The organism is uncultured Campylobacter sp., assembly GCF_938040115.1.
Lineage (GTDB): Bacteria > Campylobacterota > Campylobacteria > Campylobacterales > Campylobacteraceae > Campylobacter_A.
The window spans coordinates 1-24,821 of the sequence record NZ_CALHXD010000015.1 but is presented as its reverse complement, the minus strand read 5'-3'; the positions used below and the strand labels follow the sequence as shown (position 1 = coordinate 24,821).

The window sequence follows — 24,821 nt, the reverse complement described above, 5'->3', positions numbered from 1 at the left end:
GGATTAGGAGACTATGACAGAAATACAGGATATGTACAAGGTGAAATTACAACAGAATGGGAAACAATAAAAGCAAATTACGATAGAGGAAGAAAGTTTGTTGTAGATGTGCTTGATAATGAAGAAAGTGCAGAAGTTGCATTTGGAGAGCTAGCTTCTCAATTTGTTAAACATAAAGTAGTACCAGAAGGTGATGCTTTTACATTTGCTACAATTGCAAGTACAAATAATATAACAAAATTAACACCTAAATCTTTTACAAAAGGTAAGGATTTAAGAGATGAAGTAATTACAGCAATGACTAAAATGGACGAAGATGAAGTGTATCCAGAAGGTAGAATACTTTATGTAACACCAACAAATTATAATTTATTATTTGGGGAAGAAAATACTTTTAATAAAGATAATATAAAGGTAGAAACTACCGCATTTAAAAGATTCAAACAAGCTCATTTTAATCTATTATCCATAGTACATAGCGGAGCAATATTGCCTCAGCTGCACTTTGATATTCATGATACTGGCGATATAAAAATACCATATGTTATTATGCCAAAAGCGGATTTTACACTAGAACAATGGCGCAATGCAAATAATATAACTTTTGAAGATTTTGAGAAAATTTTTAACAATCTTTTAAATCAAATAGAGACTATACATAAATTCGGCATTATACATAGGGATATAAAGCCGTCAAATATTTTTATGCTAAATAAAAAGTATGTTATTGGTGACTTTGATATATCTAAATTTGACGAAAATATATATTGTAACCTTGCGAAAACTCAAAAAGGAGATAGATTAGCAAACTATCATTTTTCGGCTCCAGAGCAGTCAAATAAAGATGGTAAAGTCGATAGTAGTTCTGATTGGTATGCTTTTGGGCAAGTTTTATATTGGCTTATTACAAAAAAACGTTAAGGGGACAAAAGGACATAAAATTTGACGCATATGATCCTAAATATCAAAAATATGAAAACTTAATATCTAAATTATTATCAGAGGATCAAGATGACAGATTTCACTCAAAAAAAGAAATAATGGATTTTTTAAAATCTAAAGAAAAACTAAGTACTGAACAAATTTTGTTTCAATTTGAAGGCATAATAGCAAAATATACTTGCAAACATGCGCAATCTCAATTTGCTTTTGAACAATATAATAAGCACGCCGATATACAAGAAATAATGGATGATATATCAGGTGTTGTAGATAAATTTCATTTATGGTGGTCTCAGGGTTACTCTGATATTGAAATAGACAAAATAAAACAATTAGACATACAAGAGCAAATATGGCTAGTGCATTTTGACGAGATAAAAATAAAATCAATATGGGTTTTTAAACATTCTTATCCACTAGGGCGTAGTCTTTTTGTCATTGAAACAGAAGCTTTAAAGCCAGTTGGAGTATATCCAGATGCTTATAGCTGGGAAGCTGAGCAATACGCAGTTTATAATGGTAGTAAAATTACCGCAGAAGAGGCTAGTGCTGGATGGGCTGAAATAGATGGAAAAAGAGTTGAGGTACATGGTATTGAGAATAGAGTAAGGCATTTTAAAAATGAGATATACTTTCTAGCTCCGCATCATAATGGACCTTTAATTAGACATGATGATATTATAGATAAAATATATCAACAATATAAAATTGTGCAAAAAGTAGATGAAAAATTACTAGAACCTCTAAAAAATATTAAAAAACCAGAAATACCATATTAAAATTGATAAATATACGACTGTTGCATTGCAACAGTCTTTAATGTATTAACACGTAGCCAAATAATGAAAATCAAATCTTACTATTTTAATTTTAAAAAAACCGCAAATCAGGCACGCAGCCTAGCCAAATTTACTCCGCTTTTCCCGCCGTCGCTTTATAGATACCGATTTCGTCTTGCAAAATTTTATATTTTTGTGCAAGTAGGCCAATCCTGCCCTCAAGCAGCGAATTTTGCGCCTCCAGATAGTTTTTTAGCTCGGTTTTGCCGTAGTCGTATTTGAGCTTATATATGTCGCTGATAGAGCTTAGATTTCGCAAATTTTCGTTTAAATTTCGCAAGACAGCTTCATCTTTTTGCAGGTTTTTATAGCCAGCGTCGATCTCGTTTAGCGCGGTCGTTAGCGTCTGCGCGTAGTTTAGCTTCATCGCTTCAAACTCAAGCTCGGAGATTTTTAGCTTTGATTTAAGCTTAGAGTAGTTTAAAAACGGCAAATTTATCGCGATATTGCCGCTTAAGAAATTTAGCTTAAGCCCCTCGCTCGCGCTATCTCCGCTACCGCTAAGGCCGGCTCCTACCGTGATGCTTGGGTAGAAGTTCTTTTGGCTAACCTTGACCCCCAAAAGCGCCTCTTTGATGCGCGAGACCGCCGCTTGCAAATCAGGACGCGCGCCGATAACGTAAAGCGGCACGTTTAAATTTACGCCCTGCGGAGAGATATCGCTCAAATTTCCGCTCAAATTTAGCTCAAACTCAGGCCTAACGTTTAGCAGATTTCTTAGTGTTTTTTCCGCCGCATCAAGGCTCTTGTTCGCGTTTAGAATTCTATTTTTAGCCGAGATCACCGAGCTTTTGACCTGTTTTAGGCTTAGCTCTTCTTCTTTACCAAGCTCAAATTTAGCCTTTATGATGGCTTCAAGCTCTTCGTAGTTTTTTAGCGTTTTTTCGTATAGATTTATGCTCTCTTTTTGATATTTCGCTTCAAAATACGCATCTGCGACGGAGTTAACGAGCGCAAGGCGAGCGGCCTCTAGGTCGTATTTAGTTGCGTTAGCCTCCCACATAGCGGCGTCTGCGGAGTTTGCGAGCTTGCGCCACAGATCGATCTCGTAGCTTAGCGATACGCCGCTTTTGTAGCTCTCGCTCCAGCTGCCGCCCGTTTTTATATTTTTACCAGTTTCCGCGCCCAAATTTGCGTTAAAGCTAGGCACGAGATCGGCCTGCAAGACGCCTGCTTGAGCGAGGGCTTTATTTACGGCGATAGCTGATTTTGCCAGATCTATATTATTTTTTAGCGCGAGGCTGATTAGCTCGTTTAGCGCGAGCTCGTTATAGCCTCGCCACCACTCGCGTTCCAACCTAAAATTCGCCGTCAAATTTGCGTCGTCTTTTAGCAAAATTTGCTCGTAGTTTTCGTTTATCTGCGTTACCGCGCAGCCGCCGAGCAAAAAGGCGGCTAGGATTATGGAGATTTTTTTCATTTTATTCCCTTGTTAGAGCGTCGATCGGATTTAGCTTTGAGGCGCTGCGAGCAGGCATGTAGCCAAATATAACGCCTATCGCGCTAGAGACGGCGAGCGCGACCACGATAGAAGTCTGCGAAAATATCATCTTGACGCCGGGTGCGAAATTTTCCGCTAGATAGCCGATACCAAAGGCCGTTCCGACGCCGATTAGTCCGCCGATGAGACACAGCAGTACCGCCTCTATCAAAAACTGCTCTAGGATATTTCCCTGGCGAGCGCCGATCGCCATCCTGATGCCTATCTCTTTGGTTCGCTCGGTTACGGAGACCAGCATGATATTCATCACTCCGATACCGCCCACTAGCAGAGAGATAAAGGCGATACAAGAGATCAGCAGCGTCATAGTCCTCGTAGTCTCCTCGATCGTTTTTTTGATAGTATCGGAGTTTCTGGTGAAAAAGTCCTTTTTACCGTGCTTTGCGGTTAAAATTTCCGTTAAACTCTGCTCGGCGATCTGTGCGTTTACGCTGTCTTTAACCTTAACCGTGATGGATGATAGGTGCCTATCGCCAGTTAACTTGTTTATGACTGCGGTGTATGTAGAAAACGTGCGCAGAGTGCTAGAGTCGGCAAACATATTGTCGTTTTTAGCCACCACGCCGATGATTCTAAACGGACGCTTGTTAAAAAGCACGGTCTTGCCCAGCGGATCCTCGTTTTTAAAAAACTGCTCCCTAGTTGGCTGATCTATCACGATCACAGACGCCGACTCTGCGACCTCTTGCGCCGTAAATACGCGACCGGCCTCGACCGTGTAGCCCATCACGTTTAGGCTCTCCTCGCTGCCGCCTCTGATCGTCGCAGAGGCTAATTTATTGCCGTAGGTGAGCGTGCCGCTAGCAGAGGCGTTTGGCGTGACGCTATCTAGATAGTCTTGCTTAGATAGCATAGTTGCGTCGCTAACGGTCAAATTTCTCACCCGCTCCGAGCGCATATCGCCAAAACCCTTGCCGTTTAGGATATCGATCGTGTTAGTGCCGATACCGCGGATATCGGAGAGGATCTGCTCCTGCGAGCCCTGCCCTAGCGCCACGACGCAGATAACCGAGGTGATGCCGATGATGATGCCAAGCATCGTTAGCACCGAGCGCAGTTTGTGGCTAAGTATCGCGTTTATCGACATTTTAAAGCTCTCGATAAACTGATCTTTGTAAAAGCTAAAGATATTTTTTTGCTTTGGCGCCGGTTTTTCGGAGGCGAAAATTTCCTCGCTTTTTACCGTATCGCTCAAAATTTTACCGTCTTTTATCTCGATGACGCGGTTTGCGTATGCGGCGATATTTGGGTCGTGCGTGACGATGATGATGGTGTGGCCTTGCTTGTGCAAATTCGTTAAAATTTCCATCACCATGAGGCCGCTTTTGCTATCTAGCGCACCCGTCGGCTCGTCTGCGAGGATGATCTCGCCGCCGTTAATAAGCGCTCTAGCGATCGAGACTCGCTGCTGCTGTCCGCCGCTAAGTTTGCTAGGCAAATTTTGCAGCTTTTCGCCAAGCCCCAAACCTTCTAAAAGCTCGCCGGCCTTTTTATCGCGATCTTTTTTAGAAACGCCGGCATATACGCTAGGTAGCGCTACGTTTTGCAGCGTGGTTAGCGTAGATAGCAGGTTATAGCGCTGAAAGATAAAGCCGAATTTCTCCCTTCTTAGACGCGCTAGCTCGTCGCCTTCAAATTTAGATATGTCGCGCTCTTCTAGCAGATACTGCCCGCCGCTTGGATTATCCAGGCAGCCAAGGATGTTCATGAGCGTGGATTTACCCGATCCGCTCTGCCCGATGATAGCGATAAACTCGCCCTTTTTTATGCTCAAATTTACGTCTTTTAGCGCGTCAAATACGTTATCGCCGAGTTTAAATTTCTTGCTTAAATTTTTAAGTTCTATCAAATTTTTCAAGACTTAGCCTTAGAACTTCATTCTTCTTTTTTCTTTTTCTAGCATCGCATTGATCTCAGCCGCCGAGTTTTGCTTCGTCACGACCTCCTCGCCCTCCTCTACTCCGCTTAAAATTTGAGTTTTTAAGCTGTCGGTTAGTCCCGTTTGCACCTCTCTTCGCTCGGCCGTATCTAGCCCGTCTTTACCTTTTTTTAGTACGTAAACTACACTTTTACCGTCCTCTTTTTTGACGGCTATCGAGGGCACTATGACGGCGTCTTTAGCGCTATCTAGGATGACGGTATTTTGCGTGGTCATGCCGATCCTTAGCGTGCCGTCCGGATTATCTACGATAGCTTTAGCGTAGTAGTAGATCGCCGAACTGCTCGAGCTTGAGGCGGTCGAGCCCGAGCTTGTAGTCGTGGTGTATTTGCCGTTGCTTAGCGTGGTGAGGCCCGGGTCGATCGAGCTAATACGGGCGTGAAATTTACGGTTTGGCTCGGATAGTATCGAGTACTCGACTCTTGAGCCCACTTTTATCTTCGTGATGTCGCCCTCGGCGATCTCCATTTTTAGCTGGACTTTGCTTAGGTCTGCGATATTTACGATAGTGGGCGTAGTTTGGTTTGAATTTACGGTTTGACCTTCCTCGACCTGCACGGAGACCACGACGCCGCCTTTTGGAGCGGTGATTTTAGTATAACCAAGGTCTATCTGAGCGGTGTTTAGAGAGATTTTGGCCTGCACGATTTGCGCCTCGATCTCTTTTAGCGAGGCTTCGTTTGCGGCTAGGGTATTTTTGGCATTTTCAAACTCCTCTTTTGAGGTTGCGTTTTTAGCAAAAAGCTCTTGCTCGCGCTTAAATTTGGTCTTTGAAATCTCAAGCGCGACTTTGGCCGAATTTAACTTCGCTTCATAAATCCCAAGCTGGGCTTTTTTGGTATCTACGTTATTTTGCTGGGTCGCGGAGTCGATTTCTGCTATCATATCGCCGGCCTTTACGACGTCGCCGAGTTTGACGTAGAGTTTTTTGATCTGGCCGCCTACCTGCGCGCCAACGTCGATTAGCTCGGTAGCGTAGATCTCGCCGTTACTTTCGATACTTTTAACCAGCTCGCCGCGAACGGCTTTTGAGGTGATAAACTGATCGACTTGCGGGACGTTAAAATTTTTATCGTAAAAGTAATAGCCCGCACCCGCCAGTACGGCGAAAACCGCGATAAATTTGATAAATTTTTTCATTATTTCTCGCTTTTTTAAATTTAACGCGAGATTATATACAAAAACCCGTTAAGGCGATGTTAAGTCTTCGGCGTCTATTTTATTTTTCTTTAATGCTAGCCGCCGTATAATCGCGTTTTTAAAATTTATAACTCGGATTACGCAAATGTTCACGCAATTATTATCTATTTTTATCATTATCGCTTCGGGCTACGGGGCGAAAAAATTTAAGGTCTTTGAGCAAAAAAACGCCTCCGTATTCATAAACTACGCGCTTTGCTTCGCTCTTCCGGCGCTTATTTTCGATAAAATTTACCACGTAAACATCGACACCACGCTCATTAACGTCATCGCCACGGGCTTTGCCTGTTCGATGCTGGGCGCTGCGGCGATATTTTTCGCGTGCAGATTTTTAAAATTTAACAAAGCCACGACCGTGAGCGCCGTACTGCTAGGGATGTTTGGAAATACCGTATTTATGGGTATGCCTATCATCAAGGGCTTTTTCGGCGAGGACGCGATGAATGAAGTTATCTTTTACGATCAGCTAGCCACCTCGATCCCGATTAGCATTTTTGGCCCTTTTATCTTAGCTTTCGGCGCTCCGGCGAAGGTTTCGCTCGTGCAAAACGTTATGAAAGTGATCAAATTTCCCCCGTTTGTCGCGCTTATTTTGGGCTTTTTGCTTCGCGGCGTTCCGCTTCCAAAGGTGCTATTTGACGCGCTTACGCTTTTTGCGCAAAGCGTCGTTCCCGTCGCTCTTTTTGCGATCGGCATCGGGCTTGGATTTAGGAGCATCAAGAGCTGTTACAAATCAACGGCCGTGGTAATCGCAGGCAAGATGTTGCTAGCGCCTTTTATTTTTATATTAGTCACGATAGTTTTTGGCGTAAATTTCGGTCAAATTTGGATGATCGGTATCTTACAATGCGCCATGCCGCCGATGGTGCTAGCAAGCGCGATGATCATGAAAGCAGAGCTTGATAGCCAGCTAGCCGTAGCCGCCGTAGCCGTGGGAGTGGCGTTTAGCTTTATTAGCCTGCCGCTTTTATCATACGTTTTTAGCTTGATGGCGTAAATTTCACGCTCGTTTCACGTTTCTTGGCTAAACTTCCATCATAAATTTTCTTAAAGGAGATGCTATGAAAAAGTTAGCTTTAGTTGCGCTTAGCGCGTTGTTTGTTACAGGTTCTATCTTTGCCGCCGAGATGAAAGGCGATATGATGGAGAAAAAAGATACCATGATGGAAAAGAAGGACGCCATGATGGAGAAAAAAGACGATATGATGATAAAAAAGGACGAAATGAAGGGCGACATGAAAGAGATGAAAGACGATATGGGTAAAAAGAAAGACGATATGAAAGACATGAAAAAGGATAAGATGTAATGACGCAAATTTTGCTCGTAGAGGACGATGAGACGCTAAGCGAACTCATCAGCGAGTATCTGAGCGAACAAGGCTACGACGTGACCGTTCGCGCCGATGCTAAAGCAGCTCTAGATACCGCCTACGAGCGAAATTTTGATATCCTCATCCTCGACGTCAAGCTACCTAAAGGCGACGGTTTCTCCCTTTTACGCGAACTTAGGCGGCTTGGCGACGACACGCCTGCGATCTTTACCACCTCGCTAAACGCGCTGCAAGACCTAGAGATCGGCTACAAAAGCGGCTGCGACGACTACCTTAAAAAGCCGTACGAGCTAAAAGAGCTTTTGCTTCGTATTCAAATTTTAATCAAGCGCAAATTTTCTCACGTAAATGACGAATTTATCGAGCTTAACGATGGATATAAATTTTATCCAAGCTCCAAAACGCTCCGGCAAAACGGGCAAATCGTAAACCTCTCAAACAAAGAAAGCGAGCTTTTGGCGCTATTTTTGGAAAATAAAAACGCGCTGCTGAGCAAGGAGACGATATTTGAGAAAATTTGGAACTACGGCGAGGAGCCAAGCGAGCTGAGCCTGCGGGTTTACGTCAAAAACTTACGCCGCATTTTAGGCAAGGACGCGATCATAAATAGGCGCGGCGACGGCTATATCTATGTCTGAGCGCTCCGCCGTTATAGCCAAAATCCTCTCGCTTTATCTCATCACTAGCACCCTATTTTTGGGGTATTTTTTTACGAACGACTATAAAATGAAAAAAGAAGCCCTCATCTCAAACGAGGTAAAAAATCTAAAAGAGATCAAGATGGGTATCTACATGAAAGCGCGCATGTCCGGGCTTGGCGCAGTAAAAAGCTTTACCGCCGAAAAAGACGTCAAAGCCTGCATCGTAGCTAAAAGCGGTCAAATTTTATACGGCGAGGCGGGCTGCGCTAAATTTGACGACGCCCAGAGTAGCACGGTCGTATCGGACGGCAAGGTGATGATATTTGAGGCTTTGCAAAATATGGACGAAGGCGGCGCGGACGAGCTATCGACGGCAAAGATCGCGCTAAGCGGCAAGGACGTCGCGAGCGAGCTAAATTTGCTACGGCTGCGTACGGCGCTAAATTTGCTTATCGTTTTAGGCGTTATCATGATAATCGCCTTTTATCTAGCAAAGACCGCGCTAGCGCCGCTACACGCCAAGATCGCCGCGCTAAATCGCTTTATAAAAGACTCTACTCACGAGATAAACGCGCCCCTTAGCGTCATACTTATGAGCATCGAAACGGCAGATAAAAGTAGCCTAAGCCAGAGAAATCTAAAGCGCCTAAACAACATCCAAACCGCCGCCAAAACGCTAAGCCGTACCTATGAGGACCTCACGTATTTATCCTTTGGTGCCGAGCGCTGCGCACCAAAAGAGGAGCTAAATTTGAAAGATATTTTAAACGAGCGACTCGAATTTTTTGCTCCGTTTTTTGCTAAACGAGGGCTTGATTTAAGGCTAAATTTAGAAGACGCTCTCATAAATGCAAACGGCTATGAGCTAAAACGCGCGGTGGATAACCTACTAAGCAACGCCGTAAAATACGCAAACCAAGGCGGCTACGTCGCGGTTAGTTTGCAAGACGGCGAGCTAAAAATCTCAAATAGCGGCGAGGGGCTAAGCAAAGAGCAGCAAGATAAAATTTTCGAGCGATACACGCGGTTTAACGAAGACCAAGGCGGCTTTGGTATCGGGCTAAATTTGGTCAAAAGAGCCTGCGAAAACAATGCTATCGCCGTAACCTGCGAAAGCGAACCTGGCAAAGAAATAACCTTTACGCTTAGGTGGAAGTCTTAAATTTAGATTTTGCGTCATAAAAGCGACGGTGCTTTTCTCCAAACTGGCAAATTTGGCTCAAATCACAAACACTCTCAGTCAAATTTTGATTAGGATAGTTGTAGAATCGTCAAATTTGGCGGTAAAATCAAGAAAGTGTAAATAAATTTTACTCGTCTCCGATAAGCGAAAGGTTCCTGCATCCTATCTCATCGCCCATCTCGCAGCCCATTTTGTAAAATTTTTTTGCGGTTTTAGAATCGGCGGTTTTGACGCCTAGCGAAAACTGATACATACCGCCGAGATTTGAACAGCTTTGAGCATGATTTAGTTTTAGGCACGATTTCTCATAAAGCCTGCGCGCTGCGGCAAAATCATGCTCCGTGCCGCGCCCGAGGCGGTAAAAGTTAGCCGCATTGTAGCAACCGTATTTGTTGCCGAGCGTGCAGGACTTTGCAAATATCGTCAAGATCTCGCTCTCCTCTTTGCTTTTTAGCTTTTGGTGCAGCGAACCTAGATTTGAACAGGCGATACCCTCGTTATCGTCGCAGGCTTTTTGATAGCAGAGTTTTGCACGCTCGTAGTCTTTACTGTTTTCAAATTTTACGCCCGTATCGTTGCACTCTTTTGGGGTTTTGCCGTCGCAGATGTTTTTTACTTCAGCCTGCGTAACGGGCTTTGGCGGTTCAGGCGTCGCCTTTTTTTGCGCTGCACAACCGCTAGCAAATGCCGCAACTAGCATAAGAATGAAAACATGAGAAATAGCCTGGGAAAGAGCGCGTTTCAAAATTTAGCCTTAAGAAAATTTTGCCTTAATCTTACCTTACGCTCGCCAAAATAACGCTTAAAATAAACTTTAAAATACTCGTCTGCGGTTAGACATAGCCGAGTTTGTAACAAATTTATCGCTCGTTAAAAGGGTATTTTTAGCGTATTAAGACAAATTTACGCTTAATTTTATATCTAAATTCGGCGCCTATCGTCATTCGTAAATTTAAAAATTTAATACCGACAAAAAGCGCCAAATTTATAGCTCAGATTGCCGCGCTCGTAAATCAAGCCGCGCGGCAAAATCCAAAAATCACTTAGAAACTATACGTAAAGCCTAGATTAAACGTTCTTGGATCGCCGTAGACCATCTTGTTGTTTCCGATGCCCTCGAAGTATTTTTTGTTAAATACGTTATCGATGTTTAGCTGGATGTCAAAGTTTTTGCTTATCTTGTAGCCAAACATCAAATTTGCCAGCGTGTAGGCCTTTTGCGTGATTTCGTTTGCGCCGCTACCGACGTAAATTTTACTTTTATACTGCACTCCGGCACCCGCTCTAAAGTCCGCTATAGAGTATTTGGCAAAGAGATTTGCCGTAGTGCGCGAGCTTTCGGTGTCAAATTTCTTACCGTCTGCGTCCTTGGCGTTAAAGTGAGTAAGCCCAAGACCTAGGCTTAAGTTTTGATTTATCTCGCCGTTTACGTCCACTTCAAAGCCCTTGCTCGTTACGCCTTTTTTAGCTTCGTACGCGTCGGTCGTAGTGCCTGGGATCTTTTGTCCGGTTTTTGCGCCTAGCTTATCTTGTACAACCTTAAATACGCCAAAAGAGGCCGATAGCGCGCCTTCAAAATAATCTCCCTTTATGCCAAGCTCATAGTCTTTACCTTGGATTGGATCTAAGTATTTGTCGTTGATATCCTTTACGGTTTGGGGTTTAAAGATGCTTGTATAGCTAGCATAAAGCGTGTGGTTTTCGCCGATGTCGTACGTGATGCCTAGATACGGAGTGATTTCTTGCGTAAAGTTTCTATTGCCGTTGCCGCCTGTTATGCGGTACTTATAGTAGCTCATTCTGGCTCCTAGCAAAAACTTAAGCTTGTCCGTGATTGAGAATTTATTAGCCAAATATATGGCCTTTTGCACCGTTTTATCGGCGTTGTTTTGATCGGCGTAAGGAAATCTGGGATCGTCGATATGGAGGTTTTTAAAATCTATCCTAGTGCGTGCTGAGTAGGCTAGGCCCGCCGGAGTCGTACGATTTAACCAATAGCTACTGACCTTATCGGAGCTGTTTTGGTAGTTGTTATACATCGCGCCAAAAACCGCCTCGTGAGACAAGCTAAACGCTTCGTACGGCAGGTTTACGTATGCGTCTACGTTGTGAATATTTTCTTCGCGTTTGTTTGCGTAGGCGCTAAGTCCGCCGATGTCGCCCGTGTCGTCTAAATTTACCTTGCCGCCGTAGTAGAGCAAATTAGTATCCGTATTTGCGCGGCGGAAGGAGTAGGAGAGATTTAGGCTGGCTTCGTTTTCAAAATAGTGCTTAAAATCGGCATAAACGTCAAAAGTCTTGATATCCCACCTAGTCCAAGGCTGCGAAAAAATTTCGTTTTTGCTAAATTCGCGCCTAGCGTCGTTTTTGTAAAACGCGGGCATTCCTCCCCAGCGTATGCCGTGACGCTTTAGCTCCTGATAAAAAGCGCCTAGGCTCAGCCACGAGCTATCCATGATATCTGCATCAACAACGCCGTAGATAGCGGTGTTTTTACGGTTATAGTAGTCCATATACGAGCGAGACTTCTCGTGCATAAACGACGCTCTAGCTCGCACGTTACCATCGGCAGTTACGGGAGTCTGCACGTCGCCCGATACGCCGTATCTATCGTAAGAGCCCGCACTTAGTTTGAAATTTCCCGTCAATTCTTTTGAATTTGCTCTTTTTCGGATGAAATCTAAGCTAGCCGCTGGATTGCCTGCACCCGCTAGTAGGCCGTTTGCGCCCTTTACGACCTCGACGCGCTCATAGGGTAGCATGCTCATATCGTTTGCGCCTAGACTAAATCCGCCAAAGCTAGGCATCGAATCAAGCAAATAATAATCTATCTTAAAGCCTCTAGCCGTAGGATATACGCGCTCATCCCACTTGCTAAGCGTGACGCCCGGGATATTTCGCAAAAGCACCTGATAGTCGTTGATATTTTGATCCTTTAGCCTGGCCTCGGTGATGACGGTTAGCGACTGAGGCGTTTGGCGCGAGGTGAGGTCTAGCCTAGTAGTACTTTTTACGAGCTCTTTTGCGTTGTATTTTACGTCGTCGCGCCTTTGTTCGCTAGTTACCTCGACGGCATCAAGCGTCTCTTTGCCTGCTACGTTCCCGCCGTTTTGAGCGGCTAAAATTTGAACGGACGCGAGCAAATTTATAGCCGCAACCGAAAACAAAATTTTATTTCTCATCTTTTTCTCCTTTTAAAATTTGATCTTTTTATCCATAAATAAATCCCCGAAACGCTAAGCGCAAGCGGAGCTAGCCCACACAAAAACCAGATAAATTTGGTCGCTGCATTATAGTCGCCGTAGTGAGCGCGCCTAAACGTCGATAAAAATTTATCCGTTTTGCTTGCTAGCTCTATATCTTTTACATCGATTAAATTTGCGCTGTTTTTATCGTAAGTAACGGTGCTTGAGTACTGACTATGTAGGAAGCTTTGCTGCGGTTTTTGCCCGTAAAGCGTGATATTTGCACCCTCATAAAACGGAAAACTAACGTAATGCGTCCTAAATCCTGGCATATCCGAGGCTGCTTTTTGTACCAGGGCGTCGATTGAGATATTTTTGTCGTAAATTTGCGGACCGATTACGAATTTAGAATTATCGAAAGGCGGCATAAACATAAACCTAAGCTCCCACCAAGCACCGCTAAGCGCGACCGCAAAGATAACGGGCGTTGAAAAAACGCCGATAAATTTGTGCGAATCACTCATAAAAGTAGCCATGCGCGAAAACCGAAGACGCAGCAAATTCGCCCAAAAATTTCGGTAAACGATAAAGCCGCTAATCGAAATAATAAAGGCAAAAATCGCCGTCAGACCAAGTAAAATTTGACCGCTTTTTTCAAGAAGCAAATTTTCGTGAAGCTCGGTCATGACGCCGATAAATCCGCTATCGTGCGGCACGAGACCGCTTTTTATCTCTCCGCTAAAAGCGTCCAGATACACGCACGCCCACTCTTTTTCGCCCGCGCCGTGAGGCAAAAGCCAAATTTTGTCCGTTTTTTGCGGATCTACGTCGATATTCCAACCTACGATCTCGTGATGCGGATACTCTTTTTCTATTTTTTCTCTCAGTTCGTCAAATTTTAGCCTCTTTTTATCGTTGCCGTCTGCTACATAGATGACGCCTGGCATTAAAATATTATTTATCTCATCTTTATAAACTAAAACCGAACCAGTAAAGCAAACGATAACTAGCGGAATGCAAAATATGAGTGAAATATAAGTATGAATTTTATACATCGTCTTTTTGTCAAGTATACTCACGTTTAAAATTTGTCCTTTTAAAATTTACTTTAAATCGGCGCGGATTTTAGCATTTTAATAATTAATAATTTCTAAAATCATTATCAAATAAATAAGGAATCTATATTTTGCGTTGAATATTTAAAAACAGGGTTTAGTAGAGGCAGACGAATGCAAAACGACAAATTTGTTACGTTAAATTACGGAAATCAATTTAATGTGGTCTCAAAGCAAAATCGGCTTTTTAGTTTAATCAAAATCAGCGCCCAACGGTCGAGCAACCACCGAGCGCAAATTTGATACAAGTCTCGCCGAAAGCAAACTCAAATTTAAGCCCTAAATTTCCTCTCTTTTATAAATTTTACTCACAAATTTATCTATCTTATACACTGCACCAAAGAGCGCGGGCACGACGAGTAGCGTTAGCAGCGTCGAGCTAATGAGCCCCGAGATCACCGATATCGCCATAGGAGAGTTGCCCTCGTATCCAGCGCCCCTGCTAAGAGCAAGCGGTAGCATCGCAAATATCATCGCAAAAGTAGTCATCAGTATCGCTCGCAGTCTTTTGACGCCAGCTCGCACGATGGCTTCGTTTAGCTCCACGCCCTCGTTTGCGTAGCGGTTGGCGAAATCCACGACCAAAATCGCGTTTTTACCCACCATACCAAAAAGCAAGATCGCGCCGACCATGACGAATAGGCTAAAGGAGTTGCCGCTAAGATACAGCCCGACCGCCACGCCGCCAAACGCCAGCGGCATTGAGATCATGATGATGAGCGGCAAAATAAAACTCTCGTAGAGTGCGGCCAGGATCATATAGATGAGTACGACGCTAAGGCTGATCGTAAAGACAAAGGCCGCGTTCGTGTCGTTCATCATCTCGATAAAGCCCGTCATCACGTAGTCGTAGCCCGCGGGCAAAATTTGACCGATATTTTCGTCGATACCCTTTTGCACAGCACCCAGCGGGACGTTATCTACGTTTGCGACGATCCTGATCTGACGCTGTTTGTTAAAGCGGTTTATCACAGAAAAGGTCTTGCTCGTTTTAAACTCCGCCACCGCGCTTAGGCTTATACTCTCGCCGTGAGCATTTTTGATCTTTAGTTTTTGCAGCGCCTGCACATCCTTGCGGTACTCGTCGTCAAACCTCAGTATCATATCGTACTGCGCGTCGCCGTTATCAAAGCTACCAAGCCTGTTTTGACCAAAGGAGGCATATATCACCTGCGCCACCGCGCTAGGATCGACGTTTAGGCGTTTGGCTTTGTCTTTATTTACGCTGATTTGTAGCTCGTTTATCTTGTCTTCGTTATCGCTGCCCACATCCGTCGTGCCCTCGATAGCGCGCACCATGGCGATGGCTTTTGGCAGGATTTCGTCTAGCTTCTCTAGGCTATCTCCCGTGATCGTTAGCTGCACGGGCTCGCTGTCGCTGCCCGTATCGACGTATGGTATCTGCAGGACTTTGACGCTGAGGCCTTCAAATTTAAGCTTTTTTCTATACTCGTCCATTATCTGCGTTTGGCGCTCTTTTCGCGACTCAAAGCCCTTTAAGCGGACGTAAATTTTAGCCTTATACGCGTCCTTTGAGTCCGTGTAACCAGCGATCATATAGGAGTACTCGACGCGCGGATCGCTATCTACGGCGCGCACGACCTCGCCGGCTCTAGCGCTCATAGCCTCGACCGAGATGCCCGGGCTTGCTTTTAAAAATATCTCAAACTGCCCCTCGTCCTCGACGGGCAAAAAGTCCATACCGACCTTGCCGGCTAGGCTCATGCAAAGAGCCAGCACGCCCAAAGTAAGGATAACAAACACGGTTTTAAACCTCAAAATAAGCTTCAAAAGTCGCTCATAACTGCTCTCCAGAGCCTCAAATACGGGCTCCGTCACGCGGTAAAATTTACTCTCGCCCTTGCCTAAAAACCTAGCCGCCAGGCTAGGTATCAGCATAATGCAAACCAAAAACGACACCACGATACCGCCGCTCACGCTCATACCGAAGGAGTTAAAATATTGCCCGACGATGCCCTCCATAAAGGCAATCGGCACAAACACGCAAAGCAGCACCGCGCTAATGCTAAGCACGCTAAAGGCTATCTCGCGCACGCCCTCAAAGCTCGCTTTTAGCGGATTGCTCTCGCCCTCTTGCATCTTTTTGGAGATATTTTCTACGACCACGATCGCATCGTCGATAAATATACCGATACCAAGCGTGAGAGCCAGCAGCGTGAGGCGGTTTAGATCAAAGCCCAAAACGTCGATGATAAAAAACGTCCCCACGATACTAGCCGGGATCGCAAGCGCAGCGATGATAGTCGCGCTAAAGCTTCGCAAAAAGAAAAAGACGATGACGACCGTGAGCGCGACGCCCAGCATCATGTCAAATTTGACCTGATTTATGTGCTTTAGGATGCTTTCGCTCTTTTCGTAAACCCGCTCTACTTCGTAGTTTGCACCCAGTTTTGCCGCTAGTTCGCCAGTTTTAGCCTTAAGCGCGTCTATCGTCTCGATCGTGTTTGCGCCGCTTACTTTTATAGCGTCAAGCAGCACTCCGCGCTTGCCGTTATACATCGCTACGGCGTCGGTGTCGTGATGAGATAGCTCAATGCGCGCGACGTCTTTTAAAAATACGTCCTTTTGCAGACGGATCTCCTCTAGCTCGCGCACGCTTTTAGCGTCGAATTCGCTCTTTAAAAATATCTCAAACTCGCTGTTTTCGAGCTTGCCAAGCGGAGCTTTTAAATTTTGCGATTTGATTATATTTATGACCGAGGCTGCGGTCAGGGCGTATTTATCGAGCTTAAACGGATCTAGGTAAATTTTAATCTCAGGCTCCAAAAAGCCCTTGTCATCGACCTTGCCCACGCCTTTTACGCGCTGCAAAAACGGCTTTGCTTCGTCTTTTACCGTTTGCATGAGCGCGGTTAAATTTTCATCCTTACGGCTAACGAAAAAGCTCGCCACCTTGCCGCTGTCGCTGTTGATTTTCTCTATCTCTGGCTGGGCATCGAGCTTTGCCTTTGCGACCTTGTCGCGCACGTCGTTCGTGGCGACGTCGATGTTTTTCTTGAGATTAAACTCGACCAAAACGATGCTGAGGTTATTAAATGTATATGACCTGATCTTTTTGATACCGTCTATCGTCGAGACCTCGTCTTCGATCTTTTTAGTGACCCTGCTCTCGATGAGGCTCATATCACCCGGCGCGTAGGTCGTGATCTTAACCAGCGGGATGACGACCTCAGGGAAGAGATTTACCGGCATCCTAAAAAGCGACATCGCCCCGAAAAATACGAGCGCGACGAAAAACATCAGCGTCGTAATCGGGCGATTTATGGCTAGTTTATACATTTTGCGCCTTCGCCAAAACTGCCTTTTGCGTCAAATTTACCCGTCCGCCCTGCTGCGCAAAAAGCGTTTGGCGTTTAGCGGCTAGTAAAATTTGCGCCGCATCAAATTCGGGATTTAAATTTACGCCGCCTTGTTTATACGATAAATTTGACCCGCTCATCAAATTTGCATTTTTCGAAGCGGAGTCAAATTTAATGCCGTACGCCGAATTTGAGTTCAAATTTGCGTCACTTTTCGTTTGCGCCCGCAAATTTAAAAACCTAGCCGCGCCAAGGCTTGTTTTTTTATCGTCAAATTTCGCGCTCGCAAGCCCGCCGTTTTTAAAGCCGTCAAATTTAAGCCCAGACGTTTTATTTGCGTCCTCTTTTTTAGGCTCGGCATCCGTTTCAACCTGCGAATCTGAGACGATATATCCCTCGCCAAAAAGCCCCGGCGTCAAATTTCGCGCCCGTACTTCGGCGTAAATTTTGCCGTTTTTCGTATCGATAGTCGGGTAGATGAGGCTGATTTTACCGCGCCTCTCCTCGCTTTGGCCGTCTAGTTTATAGACAAATTCGCTGCCGATTTTCACGCGGTCTTTAAATTTTTCATCAAAGCTAAGTTTGAGCTTCACGTCCGGATACGAAAAAATCAACATCAGCTTTTGCGCTACGCCGCCAACACCCTCGCCGACCTCGATGCTCTTGCCTGAGATCGTCCCGTCAAAAGGTGCTAGTAGTCGCGTGTCTTCTAGCCGCTTTTGCGCCAAATTTAGCGCCAGATGCGCCCTGTTTTCAGCTAGCGCGGCGTTTTTAAAATCAAATTCCGCATTTTCAAAAGCCTGCTTCGAGCTCACGCTTTGAACGAGCTTAAATTTATCCAGCACACTTTTTGCGTGGGCTTTTGCCGTCTGCGCGCTCTCTAGGTCGTTTTGAGCGAGCTTTACGGCTAGCTTTTCGCTCTCGTTTTCAAGCTCGAGTAGCACGTCGCCGCGCTTTACCGCAGAGCCTATTTCTACGTTTACGGCCTTTACGATACCGACGGCTTTTAGCGCGAGCTGCGCGTCTTTTGCGGGCGCGACGTCAAAGCTCGCGTAAATTTTATCCTGCGCGCAAAGCGCAACCGCCGCGCTCAGTAAAAAAAGTAAAATTTTATTCATTTGCGCTCCGTTTTTTCGATATTTTCGGCGATCTTGCCGCCGCGCTCGTATAGATACTCCGCCTTTTTGATCTCAAATTTACTCTTGCTTAGCTCCAGCGCGCTGCCTGCGCTAAAGCTCTGCGCGGTCGCGTTTAAAAACTCGACGTACCCAAGCAGCCCGGCTTCATACTTTTTGCTAACGGCATTTAGCGAGGTTTGCGCCGAGTTTAGCGCACTTTCGCCCGCGGCTATCTTTTGCTCTAGCGTCTTTAGGTCGTTTTTGATATTCGTCAAATTTAGCTCGTTTTGCAAGCGCTTTTGATCTAAATTTAGCTTCGCTTGCAGCGCGCTTATGCGCTTTATTTCGCGCTGCTTTTTGTTCGCGCCAAAATCAAACGCCTTCCAGCTAAAGCCCAAAATCAGCTCGTTTGTATTTAAATTTGGCTTAAAAAAGTCGTCAAAATACGGCTCCAGCGCACTTCTATACTGCGCCGGCAGCAAATTTCTATCGTAATGAGTGCGCATAAAGGTGTAGGTATTTTTTATGAAAATTTGCGGGTTCGTCTCGGACGCGGTTATCTTTTCGTCCTCCAAAGCCGCGGCAAAATTTAGCCTAAGCGCCTCAAGCTCTGGCTTTGCGCTTTTTTGCGGCGTGGAGTTTTCATCGTCCAAAAAAGCGATCCTAGAGCCCGCCACAGGCTCGATATCTCTGCCCGTTAGCGCGTAAATTTGATTTTTTATCTCGTTTTGATTTTGCGAGATCTCGAGGCGTTCGGCCAGCGCCATGGCGTATCTGGCGTTTACCGCTTCATACTCGCTCTCGTCGCTAAGTCCTGCGCGGTAGTATTTTTCCAGCCTATTTAGCGCGTTTTTTAGGTAGTTTATCTCGCCCTCTTTTGCGGTCGCGAGCTCGCCCAGCGACAAAAAGCTAAAATAAAGCTTAGTCGCGTTAAACGCAAGCAGGTTTTGATACTCCTCGTTTTTTAAAATTTCAGCCGCACTAAGGTGCGAAAGCGAACTTAGCAGAGCCTCGCGCTTGCCGCCGTCATAAACGGCAAGCTCCAAAATCGCCCTTGCCGTGGCGGCTCTTTGCGGGCGCAGGACGTTTATGTCGCCGCTTAAAAAGCTATATCCGCCCTCAACCATGAGACTTGGCATATACGCACTTTTTACTGCGTCCTTTTGCAGTTGCGCTTTTTGCGGTTCGTAGTTTGAAATTTGAGCTAAATTTGAGCTCTGCGCGGCTAAAATCAGCTCGTGCAAATTTCCTTCAAATTTAACCTCCGAGCCGCCTAAAAAAACGCAAAAACTCAAAAATATATAAATTTTTTTCATCTAAACCCTTCCCTATTAGCTCTGGGCGGCGCGGGCTAAATTTGAGCGGGTTTGCGCCGCCTGAAGTCTGGCGCCGTAGGTGAAATAAAATGAAAATTTAAGCGGCGCGCGGAGCTTTTTTAAGATTATAGCGACAAAAAACCTAATGAAAGCTTTTAACGAGGTTCATGACGAGCAAATTCCACCCGTCGACGAGCACGAAAATAAGCAGCTTAAACGGCAGTGAAATCATCGTCGGCGGCAGCATCATCATACCCATCGCCATAAGCACGGAGCTAACGACCATATCGATGACCAAAAACGGCAGATAGAGCAAAAAGGCTATCTCAAACGCCGTTTTCATCTCGCTGATCATAAACGCGCTCATCACGACCGTGAGCGGGATATCGTCGAAGCTTTGCGGGTTTGGCATATTTCTGATACGCAAAAACAGCGCCAGATCCTTCTCTCGCGTATTTTTTATCATAAACTCGCGAAACGGCTTCACGCCGCGCTCAAAGGCCTCTTGGTAGCCGATTTGTTCGCTTAGATACGGCTGCACGCCCGCTTCGTAGGCTTGCTTGCCCACAGGCTCCATGATAAAAAACGTAAGCACCATCGCAAGGCTAATAAGCACCGTAGAAGGCGGCATCTGCTGCGTACCCATCGCCTGGCGTAAAAACGAAAAAACGATAATGAGCCGCAAAAAGCTCGTCATCATAAAAACCAGCGATGGCGCGAGCGTGAGGACAGTAAGGACCAGCAGGACGTTTAGCGAGCTAACTAGCTGTGTAGGCGTAGTGGGCGCGCTTAGGCTGAGATTTACGGTCGGGATCGTTACATTATCCTCGCCGATCGCGACCGCCGCAAATATAAAAAACAGCAAAAACGTCAGTTTTTTCAAATTTACTCCTGCGCGTCCAGTATGCTTTTTTGCGTTTTGGCTTTGTCGTCTAAATTTAACGAAACGAAGTGAATCTCAACCCTGCGGTTTTTCTCCCTGCCCTGCTCGGTAAAATTCGTCGCGAACGGCTCAAATTCGGCCTTTGCTGATGCGGTTAGCTTTTTAGGATCGACGCCGTCTTTTATAAGTTCGCTAACTACGCTAATAGCTCTAGCCGACGATAGCTGCCAGTTGTCTTTAAACTCGGCAGACGCCGGCTGCTCGCTATCGGTATGTCCGATCACGTTTGCTACGACGTCTGGCGGTAGTTTGGCTATCACCATCGCGATACGTTTTAAAAACAGCAGCGCATCGTCGCTTTGCAGCTGGGCGCTGTCTTTTGCAAAGAGTAAATTTGCCGGCAACCTAATCACAAATCCGCTCTCACTCTCCTCAAACGTAACCTCAGGCGAGCCGCTAGCGTGCAAAAGTTCGTTGATAGAGCGCAGCGTCTGCTCGAAATTCGACTTCACGCCCGTGCGCTCTTTGTTTGAGGTGGCGTGGTCGTCTTGGTTTTGCTCAGCACTGACGTCGGGTTTCGCGCCGCCCTCAAGCACACCCAAAGCCCCGCTTAGCGAGCCGATCGCAGCTTCTAGCTTCTTTGCGTCCATCGTACTCATAGAAAGAAGCAGTACGAAAAAGCAAAGCAGAAGCGACATCAAGTCGCCAAACGCCGCGAGCCACTCGGGTAAGCATTTGGGGCAGTCGCCCGGATCGATTAATTTTTTAGCCATTTTTACTACTTATCAAACTGACTGACGCGGTCTTTAGGCGGTAAAAACGATAGCAACTTCATCTCGAGCGTCCTAGGGTTGTCGCCGGCTTGTATCGCCATTATGCCCTCTAGCATCAGCACTTTTGCCGTGCCTTCGTCTTTGTCGCGGATACTTAGGATGTTTGCCACGGGCGAGCCAAGGATGTTTCCTATCATCGCGCCGTAAAGCGTCGTGATGAGCGCGACCGCCATCGATGGACCGATAGCTGAGGGATCGGACATATTCATGAGCATCGCGACCAGGCCGATGAGCGTACCGATCATACCCATCGAGCCCGCAAAACCCGCGATTTGTTCGAAAATTTTGATATTATCGCCGTGTCTTGAGCTGGCCTGCTCCATATCTATCTCAAGCAGCGTTCTGATGGCGTCTGGTTCGTTGCCGTCAACCGCCATAGATAGACCCTTTTTGAGAAATGGATCGGTTTCGTTATTTGCATCACTCTCAAGAGCCAGGATACCGTCTCGGCGAGCTTTTGTGGAGTACTCGACCATTTTTTTTACAATTTCTGGGAGATTGTAGGTTTTTGGTTTTACCGCGATGCCGTAAAACGTGCCTAGCTTTTTTATCTGCTCCATCTTAAAACCGATCATCAGCGCGCAAATCGTACCGCCAAAAACGATCAAAACAGAGGGAATATCGATGTAAGCTCCGATTCCGACGCCCATTTGCATGGAACCTAGCAAAAGCACCATAATAACTATCCAACCGACGAGGCTACCTAAATCCATCTTGCAACTTTCTATTTAAAAATTTTAGTTTGTATTTTAGTTTTTTTTAGTTGAAAAAACAGTTAAACTTAGATTAGCTTTTTGCAAAAGGCGTTCCAAATCAATGTGAAATTTTTTTAAATTTTGCGTTTTTGGTCATATTTCGTTTTTTTGGCACTTTTCTTGACCAAATTTAAATACTAATTTTTTCTAAAAATTTGATTTAAGAAGCGAAATTTTAAACAAAAACAAAAGGCAGCGTCTTGCCGCGAGCTATAAATTTGATAAATTTATAGCTCGCACGCGTAAAGAGCAAATTTAACTAGGCCTTTTTCGGCTTAAACGCCCTTTTTGCCGTCATATAAAAGCCGCTAAAGATAAAAAGCGCCATCAAAAGCGAAACGACCGACCACAAAATTTTACCCGCAATCCCGAAAAAATACCCCGTATGCAGCTGATAGTTCGTGCTCTTTACCATGCCTACGGTTATGCCCTCGGTTTGCTTTTGCTCAGCCATCTTGCCCTCTTTTACGTTTACGGCGGTCATTTTCGGACGAGCGGTGTTTGGCGCGTCCGGCTCGTAGTATCTGACGTTTATCTTATCTCCGGCCGCAAGCATCAGGCTAAATTCCTTATACTCTATGCCGCTTGATTTAAATATCTCATAAGCCTTCTGCGCGTCGCTAAATTTATACTCGGCGTTCTTTTTGCCTTCTGCTTTTGCGGGCGCTCCGTCTTTTTGCGCGGTCTCTTTGGGCAAATTTTGCGCGCTAACGAAAAGCTCCGTCACAGCGCCGTTATACCAGCGGTACGACCACATGAGTCCGGTCAGACAGATGACGAGATAAATCACCGCGCTCAAGGCGCCTAAACTCGTGTGCAGGTTATGAAAAAGGGCGTATTTCTTGAGTTTAAAATTTGGCTTCACCGCCTCGGCAAATTTGCGTTTTAGTCTCGGGAAATGTAGCCAAACGCCGCTTATCACGAGCACTATCATCGCGACCGTACTAGCGCCCACGATCTGCTTGCCCACTTCGCCCGCGGTTTTGTTGCCCGCTAGCGCAAGGCCCAAATTTCGGTGCAGCGACATCGCTACGCGCACAAAAGTAACTCCGTAGTCCTTGCCGATGATCTGCGCGGTATATGGATCGACCAGATAAGCATCGCTATTACTAGCATAAATTTTGATCGCTTCGTTTTCGTTTTTTGGTAGCACGAGCCTTGCGGGTTGCTTAACGCCCGTTTGCTCGCTAAAGCTTTGCAAGATTTTCTCAACGCTTAGCATTTCGCTGGTTTTTTCGACCTTGACAGCGTTTAAATTTATAAGCTCCTCAAGCTCGTGCTGATACGACAAAATCCCGCCCGTAACGCCGACAACAAGCAACGGAATAGCAAAAATAATCGATAAAATCAGGTGGAGATTAAACAAAAACTGATTTCTTCTTAAGGCCTTTTTTAAAAACGAAAGCAAGCAACATCCTTTAAATTTTGATTTTGATTATTTTTAAAACTCGTGATTATATTGATTAATACTTAAGAAATTGTTAAGTCCAAAAAGCATTAATCCCGCATTTAGCAAATTTGAGATAAAATCGCTCAAATTTAAACAAGGAAAAAAGATGAGCGATATCGGCGTAGTGGTGCTTGCCGCGGGGCTTGGCACGAGGATGAAATCAACTAAACCAAAGGTGCTTTTCGAGCTTTGCGGAGAGCCGATGATTATCCATATTTTGCGCAAGGCTTATGAGATCAGTAGCGACGTGAGCGTGGTTTTGAGCTATCAAAAAGAGCTAGTGGAAGCTAAAATCAAAGAAATTTTCCCTCAAACTAAAATTTACGAGCAAAATTTAAAAGAGTTCCCGGGCACTGCGGGCGCGCTAAAAAACATCCCGCTAAATAGCGAAAAAACGCTGATTTTGTGCGGAGATATGCCGCTTATAAAAATCAACGACCTAATACGCCTAAGCGCTGGCAACGCGGACATCGCTCTTAGCGTTTTTGAGGCGGCAGACCCCTACGGATACGGCCGAGTGATCATAAATAACGGCAAAGTAGAAGCCATAGTCGAGCAAAAAGACGCGACCGAAACGCAAAAAATGATAAAAAGCGCAAACGCCGGCTGCTACTGCTTTAAAAGCGAAGTTTTGCGCGAGATTTTGCCTCTCATCGGCAACGAAAACTCGCAGAAAGAATTCTACCTAACCGACGCGATAAAAATCGCAAACGAGCGCGGTCTAAAGTGCTGGGCCATCAGCGTCGAAGAGCAAAATTTCATGGGCATAAACGATAAATTTCAGCTCAGTATCGCAGAAAATTTGATGCAGGACGAAATAAAGAAAAATTTGATGAAAAGCGGCGTACTAATGCGTCTGCCAAATAGCATTTACATTGACTCTAGAGCAAAATTTGAAGGCGAGTGCGTCATCGAAGAAAACGTAAGCGTCGTCGGAGAGTGCCTCATCAAAAACTCTGTCATCAAAAGCGGCTCGGTCGTAGAAAACTCAGTCATCGAGGACTCGGACGTCGGCCCTCTAGCGCACCTGCGCCCAAAATGCGAGATTAAAAACACCCATATCGGAAATTTCGTCGAGCTAAAAGCAGCCAGGCTAAACGGCGTCAAAGCAGGCCACCTAAGCTATCTGGGCGACTGCGAGATAGGCAGCGGCACAAACGTAGGCTGCGGCACGATCACATGCAACTACGACGGCAAAGCCAAGCATAAAACGATAATCGGCAAAAACGTCTTTATCGGCTCGGACACCCAGCTAGTAGCTCCCGTAAAA

General features: G+C 45.4%; 20 protein-coding genes. 7 read left to right on the top strand and 13 right to left on the bottom strand.

Going from position 1 to position 24,821, the window contains the following annotated elements; translation table 11 throughout:
• Both Q0314_RS00645 and Q0314_RS00640 read left to right on the top strand, forming a co-directional pair.
• On the top strand, positions 1 to 921 hold a 921-nt coding region (locus tag Q0314_RS00645), incomplete at its 5' end, for a protein kinase (protein WP_298055371.1).
• Positions 897 to 1,721, top strand: coding sequence for a hypothetical protein (locus Q0314_RS00640; protein ID WP_298055369.1), 825 nt, complete (start codon positions 897 to 899; stop codon positions 1,719 to 1,721). The genes Q0314_RS00645 and Q0314_RS00640, both read left to right, overlap by 25 nt.
• Before the next feature lie 130 nt (positions 1,722 to 1,851).
• On the opposite strand, the gene Q0314_RS00635 is transcribed toward Q0314_RS00640, so the two are convergent.
• From Q0314_RS00635 to Q0314_RS00625, 3 genes are read right to left on the bottom strand one after another with little or no spacing between them, the layout of a single operon-like run.
• Positions 1,852 to 3,201 (bottom strand): TolC family protein, encoded by a 1,350-nt coding sequence (locus tag Q0314_RS00635; protein ID WP_298055366.1) that lies wholly within the window; start codon positions 3,199 to 3,201, stop codon positions 1,852 to 1,854.
• A gap of 1 nt (position 3,202) precedes the next feature.
• Positions 3,203 to 5,131, bottom strand: coding sequence for a MacB family efflux pump subunit (locus Q0314_RS00630; protein WP_298055373.1), 1,929 nt, complete (start codon positions 5,129 to 5,131; stop codon positions 3,203 to 3,205).
• Between the two features lie 18 nt (positions 5,132 to 5,149).
• Entirely contained in the window at positions 5,150 to 6,361 is a 1,212-nt protein-coding gene (locus Q0314_RS00625) for an efflux RND transporter periplasmic adaptor subunit (RefSeq protein WP_298055364.1), read from the bottom strand.
• 145 nt (positions 6,362 to 6,506) lie between these two features.
• Here Q0314_RS00625 and Q0314_RS00620 point away from each other — a divergent pair, with 145 nt between their 5' ends.
• The 4 genes from Q0314_RS00620 (at position 6,507) to Q0314_RS00605 (ending at position 9,555) form a co-directional block, all read left to right on the top strand.
• Complete coding sequence (locus Q0314_RS00620) at positions 6,507 to 7,418, top strand: AEC family transporter (RefSeq protein ID WP_298055362.1); 912 nt, start codon at positions 6,507 to 6,509, stop codon at positions 7,416 to 7,418.
• 64 nt (positions 7,419 to 7,482) lie between these two features.
• Complete coding sequence (locus tag Q0314_RS00615) at positions 7,483 to 7,728, top strand: hypothetical protein (protein WP_002944746.1); 246 nt, start codon at positions 7,483 to 7,485, stop codon at positions 7,726 to 7,728.
• A complete protein-coding gene (locus Q0314_RS00610; protein ID WP_122862881.1) occupies positions 7,728 to 8,390 on the top strand; it encodes a response regulator transcription factor in 663 nt (220 codons plus the stop codon). The genes Q0314_RS00615 and Q0314_RS00610 overlap by 1 nt, the downstream gene beginning before the upstream one ends.
• Positions 8,383 to 9,555 (top strand): HAMP domain-containing sensor histidine kinase, encoded by a 1,173-nt coding sequence (locus tag Q0314_RS00605; protein ID WP_298055358.1) that lies wholly within the window; start codon positions 8,383 to 8,385, stop codon positions 9,553 to 9,555. Before Q0314_RS00610 ends, Q0314_RS00605 begins: the two co-directional genes overlap by 8 nt.
• A gap of 148 nt (positions 9,556 to 9,703) precedes the next feature.
• Here Q0314_RS00605 and Q0314_RS00600 read toward each other — a convergent pair whose 3' ends face one another.
• The 10 genes from Q0314_RS00600 to Q0314_RS00555 form a co-directional block, all read right to left on the bottom strand.
• The gene (locus Q0314_RS00600) at positions 9,704 to 10,321 is read right to left on the bottom strand and encodes a tetratricopeptide repeat protein (RefSeq protein WP_298055355.1); all 618 of its coding nucleotides are present in this window, start codon (positions 10,319 to 10,321) and stop codon (positions 9,704 to 9,706) included.
• A 298-nt stretch (positions 10,322 to 10,619) separates the two neighbouring features.
• Positions 10,620 to 12,758, bottom strand: coding sequence for a TonB-dependent siderophore receptor (locus Q0314_RS00595; protein WP_298055354.1), 2,139 nt, complete (start codon positions 12,756 to 12,758; stop codon positions 10,620 to 10,622).
• Positions 12,755 to 13,840, bottom strand: a complete 1,086-nt coding sequence (locus tag Q0314_RS00590; RefSeq protein ID WP_298055352.1) for a PepSY-associated TM helix domain-containing protein — start codon at positions 13,838 to 13,840, stop codon at positions 12,755 to 12,757. Before Q0314_RS00590 ends, Q0314_RS00595 begins: the two co-directional genes overlap by 4 nt.
• A gap of 315 nt (positions 13,841 to 14,155) precedes the next feature.
• The gene (locus Q0314_RS00585) at positions 14,156 to 17,176 is read right to left on the bottom strand and encodes an efflux RND transporter permease subunit (protein WP_298055351.1); all 3,021 of its coding nucleotides are present in this window, start codon (positions 17,174 to 17,176) and stop codon (positions 14,156 to 14,158) included.
• Entirely contained in the window at positions 17,169 to 18,314 is a 1,146-nt protein-coding gene (locus tag Q0314_RS00580; protein WP_298055349.1) for an efflux RND transporter periplasmic adaptor subunit, read from the bottom strand. The genes Q0314_RS00585 and Q0314_RS00580 overlap by 8 nt, the downstream gene beginning before the upstream one ends.
• Positions 18,311 to 19,630, bottom strand: coding sequence for a TolC family protein (locus tag Q0314_RS00575; RefSeq protein ID WP_298055343.1), 1,320 nt, complete (start codon positions 19,628 to 19,630; stop codon positions 18,311 to 18,313). The genes Q0314_RS00580 and Q0314_RS00575 overlap by 4 nt, the downstream gene beginning before the upstream one ends.
• Positions 19,631 to 19,772: 142 nt before the next feature.
• A complete protein-coding gene (gene fliP / locus Q0314_RS00570; protein ID WP_002948031.1) occupies positions 19,773 to 20,513 on the bottom strand; it encodes a flagellar type III secretion system pore protein FliP in 741 nt (246 codons plus the stop codon).
• A gap of 2 nt (positions 20,514 to 20,515) precedes the next feature.
• On the bottom strand, positions 20,516 to 21,286 hold the full coding sequence (locus Q0314_RS00565; protein WP_298055340.1) for a flagellar motor protein MotB: 771 nt from the start codon (positions 21,284 to 21,286) through the stop codon (positions 20,516 to 20,518).
• Positions 21,287 to 21,291: 5 nt separating this feature from the next.
• Positions 21,292 to 22,059 (bottom strand): motility protein A, encoded by a 768-nt coding sequence (locus Q0314_RS00560; protein ID WP_002950161.1) that lies wholly within the window; start codon positions 22,057 to 22,059, stop codon positions 21,292 to 21,294.
• Positions 22,060 to 22,360: 301 nt separating this feature from the next.
• Complete coding sequence (locus tag Q0314_RS00555) at positions 22,361 to 23,509, bottom strand: PepSY-associated TM helix domain-containing protein (RefSeq protein WP_298055335.1); 1,149 nt, start codon at positions 23,507 to 23,509, stop codon at positions 22,361 to 22,363.
• Positions 23,510 to 23,657: 148 nt separating this feature from the next.
• On the opposite strand from Q0314_RS00555, the gene glmU reads away from it, so the two are divergent.
• Positions 23,658 to 24,821 (top strand): bifunctional UDP-N-acetylglucosamine diphosphorylase/glucosamine-1-phosphate N-acetyltransferase GlmU (glmU, locus tag Q0314_RS00550; RefSeq protein ID WP_298055330.1); only part of this gene is annotated, 1,164 nt, incomplete at its 3' end.

Bases quoted from the DNA above. Each gene is read 5' to 3' on its own strand.
- Q0314_RS00595 (WP_298055354.1), bottom strand. From the start codon at position 12,758: ATGAGAAATAAAATTTTGTTTTCGGTTGCGGCTATAAATTTGCTCGCG.
- Q0314_RS00585 (WP_298055351.1), bottom strand. From the start codon at position 17,176: ATGTATAAACTAGCCATAAATCGCCCGATTACGACGCTGATGTTTTTC.
- Q0314_RS00615 (WP_002944746.1), top strand. From the start codon at position 7,483: ATGAAAAAGTTAGCTTTAGTTGCGCTTAGCGCGTTGTTTGTTACAGGT.
- Q0314_RS00635 (WP_298055366.1), bottom strand. From the start codon at position 3,201: ATGAAAAAAATCTCCATAATCCTAGCCGCCTTTTTGCTCGGCGGCTGC.
- Q0314_RS00625 (WP_298055364.1), bottom strand. From the start codon at position 6,361: ATGAAAAAATTTATCAAATTTATCGCGGTTTTCGCCGTACTGGCGGGT.
- Q0314_RS00565 (WP_298055340.1), bottom strand. From the start codon at position 21,286: ATGGCTAAAAAATTAATCGATCCGGGCGACTGCCCCAAATGCTTACCC.
- Q0314_RS00605 (WP_298055358.1), top strand. From the start codon at position 8,383: ATGTCTGAGCGCTCCGCCGTTATAGCCAAAATCCTCTCGCTTTATCTC.
- Q0314_RS00575 (WP_298055343.1), bottom strand. From the start codon at position 19,630: ATGAAAAAAATTTATATATTTTTGAGTTTTTGCGTTTTTTTAGGCGGC.
- Q0314_RS00580 (WP_298055349.1), bottom strand. From the start codon at position 18,314: ATGAATAAAATTTTACTTTTTTTACTGAGCGCGGCGGTTGCGCTTTGC.
- Q0314_RS00610 (WP_122862881.1), top strand. From the start codon at position 7,728: ATGACGCAAATTTTGCTCGTAGAGGACGATGAGACGCTAAGCGAACTC.
- Q0314_RS00620 (WP_298055362.1), top strand. From the start codon at position 6,507: ATGTTCACGCAATTATTATCTATTTTTATCATTATCGCTTCGGGCTAC.
- Q0314_RS00560 (WP_002950161.1), bottom strand. From the start codon at position 22,059: ATGGATTTAGGTAGCCTCGTCGGTTGGATAGTTATTATGGTGCTTTTG.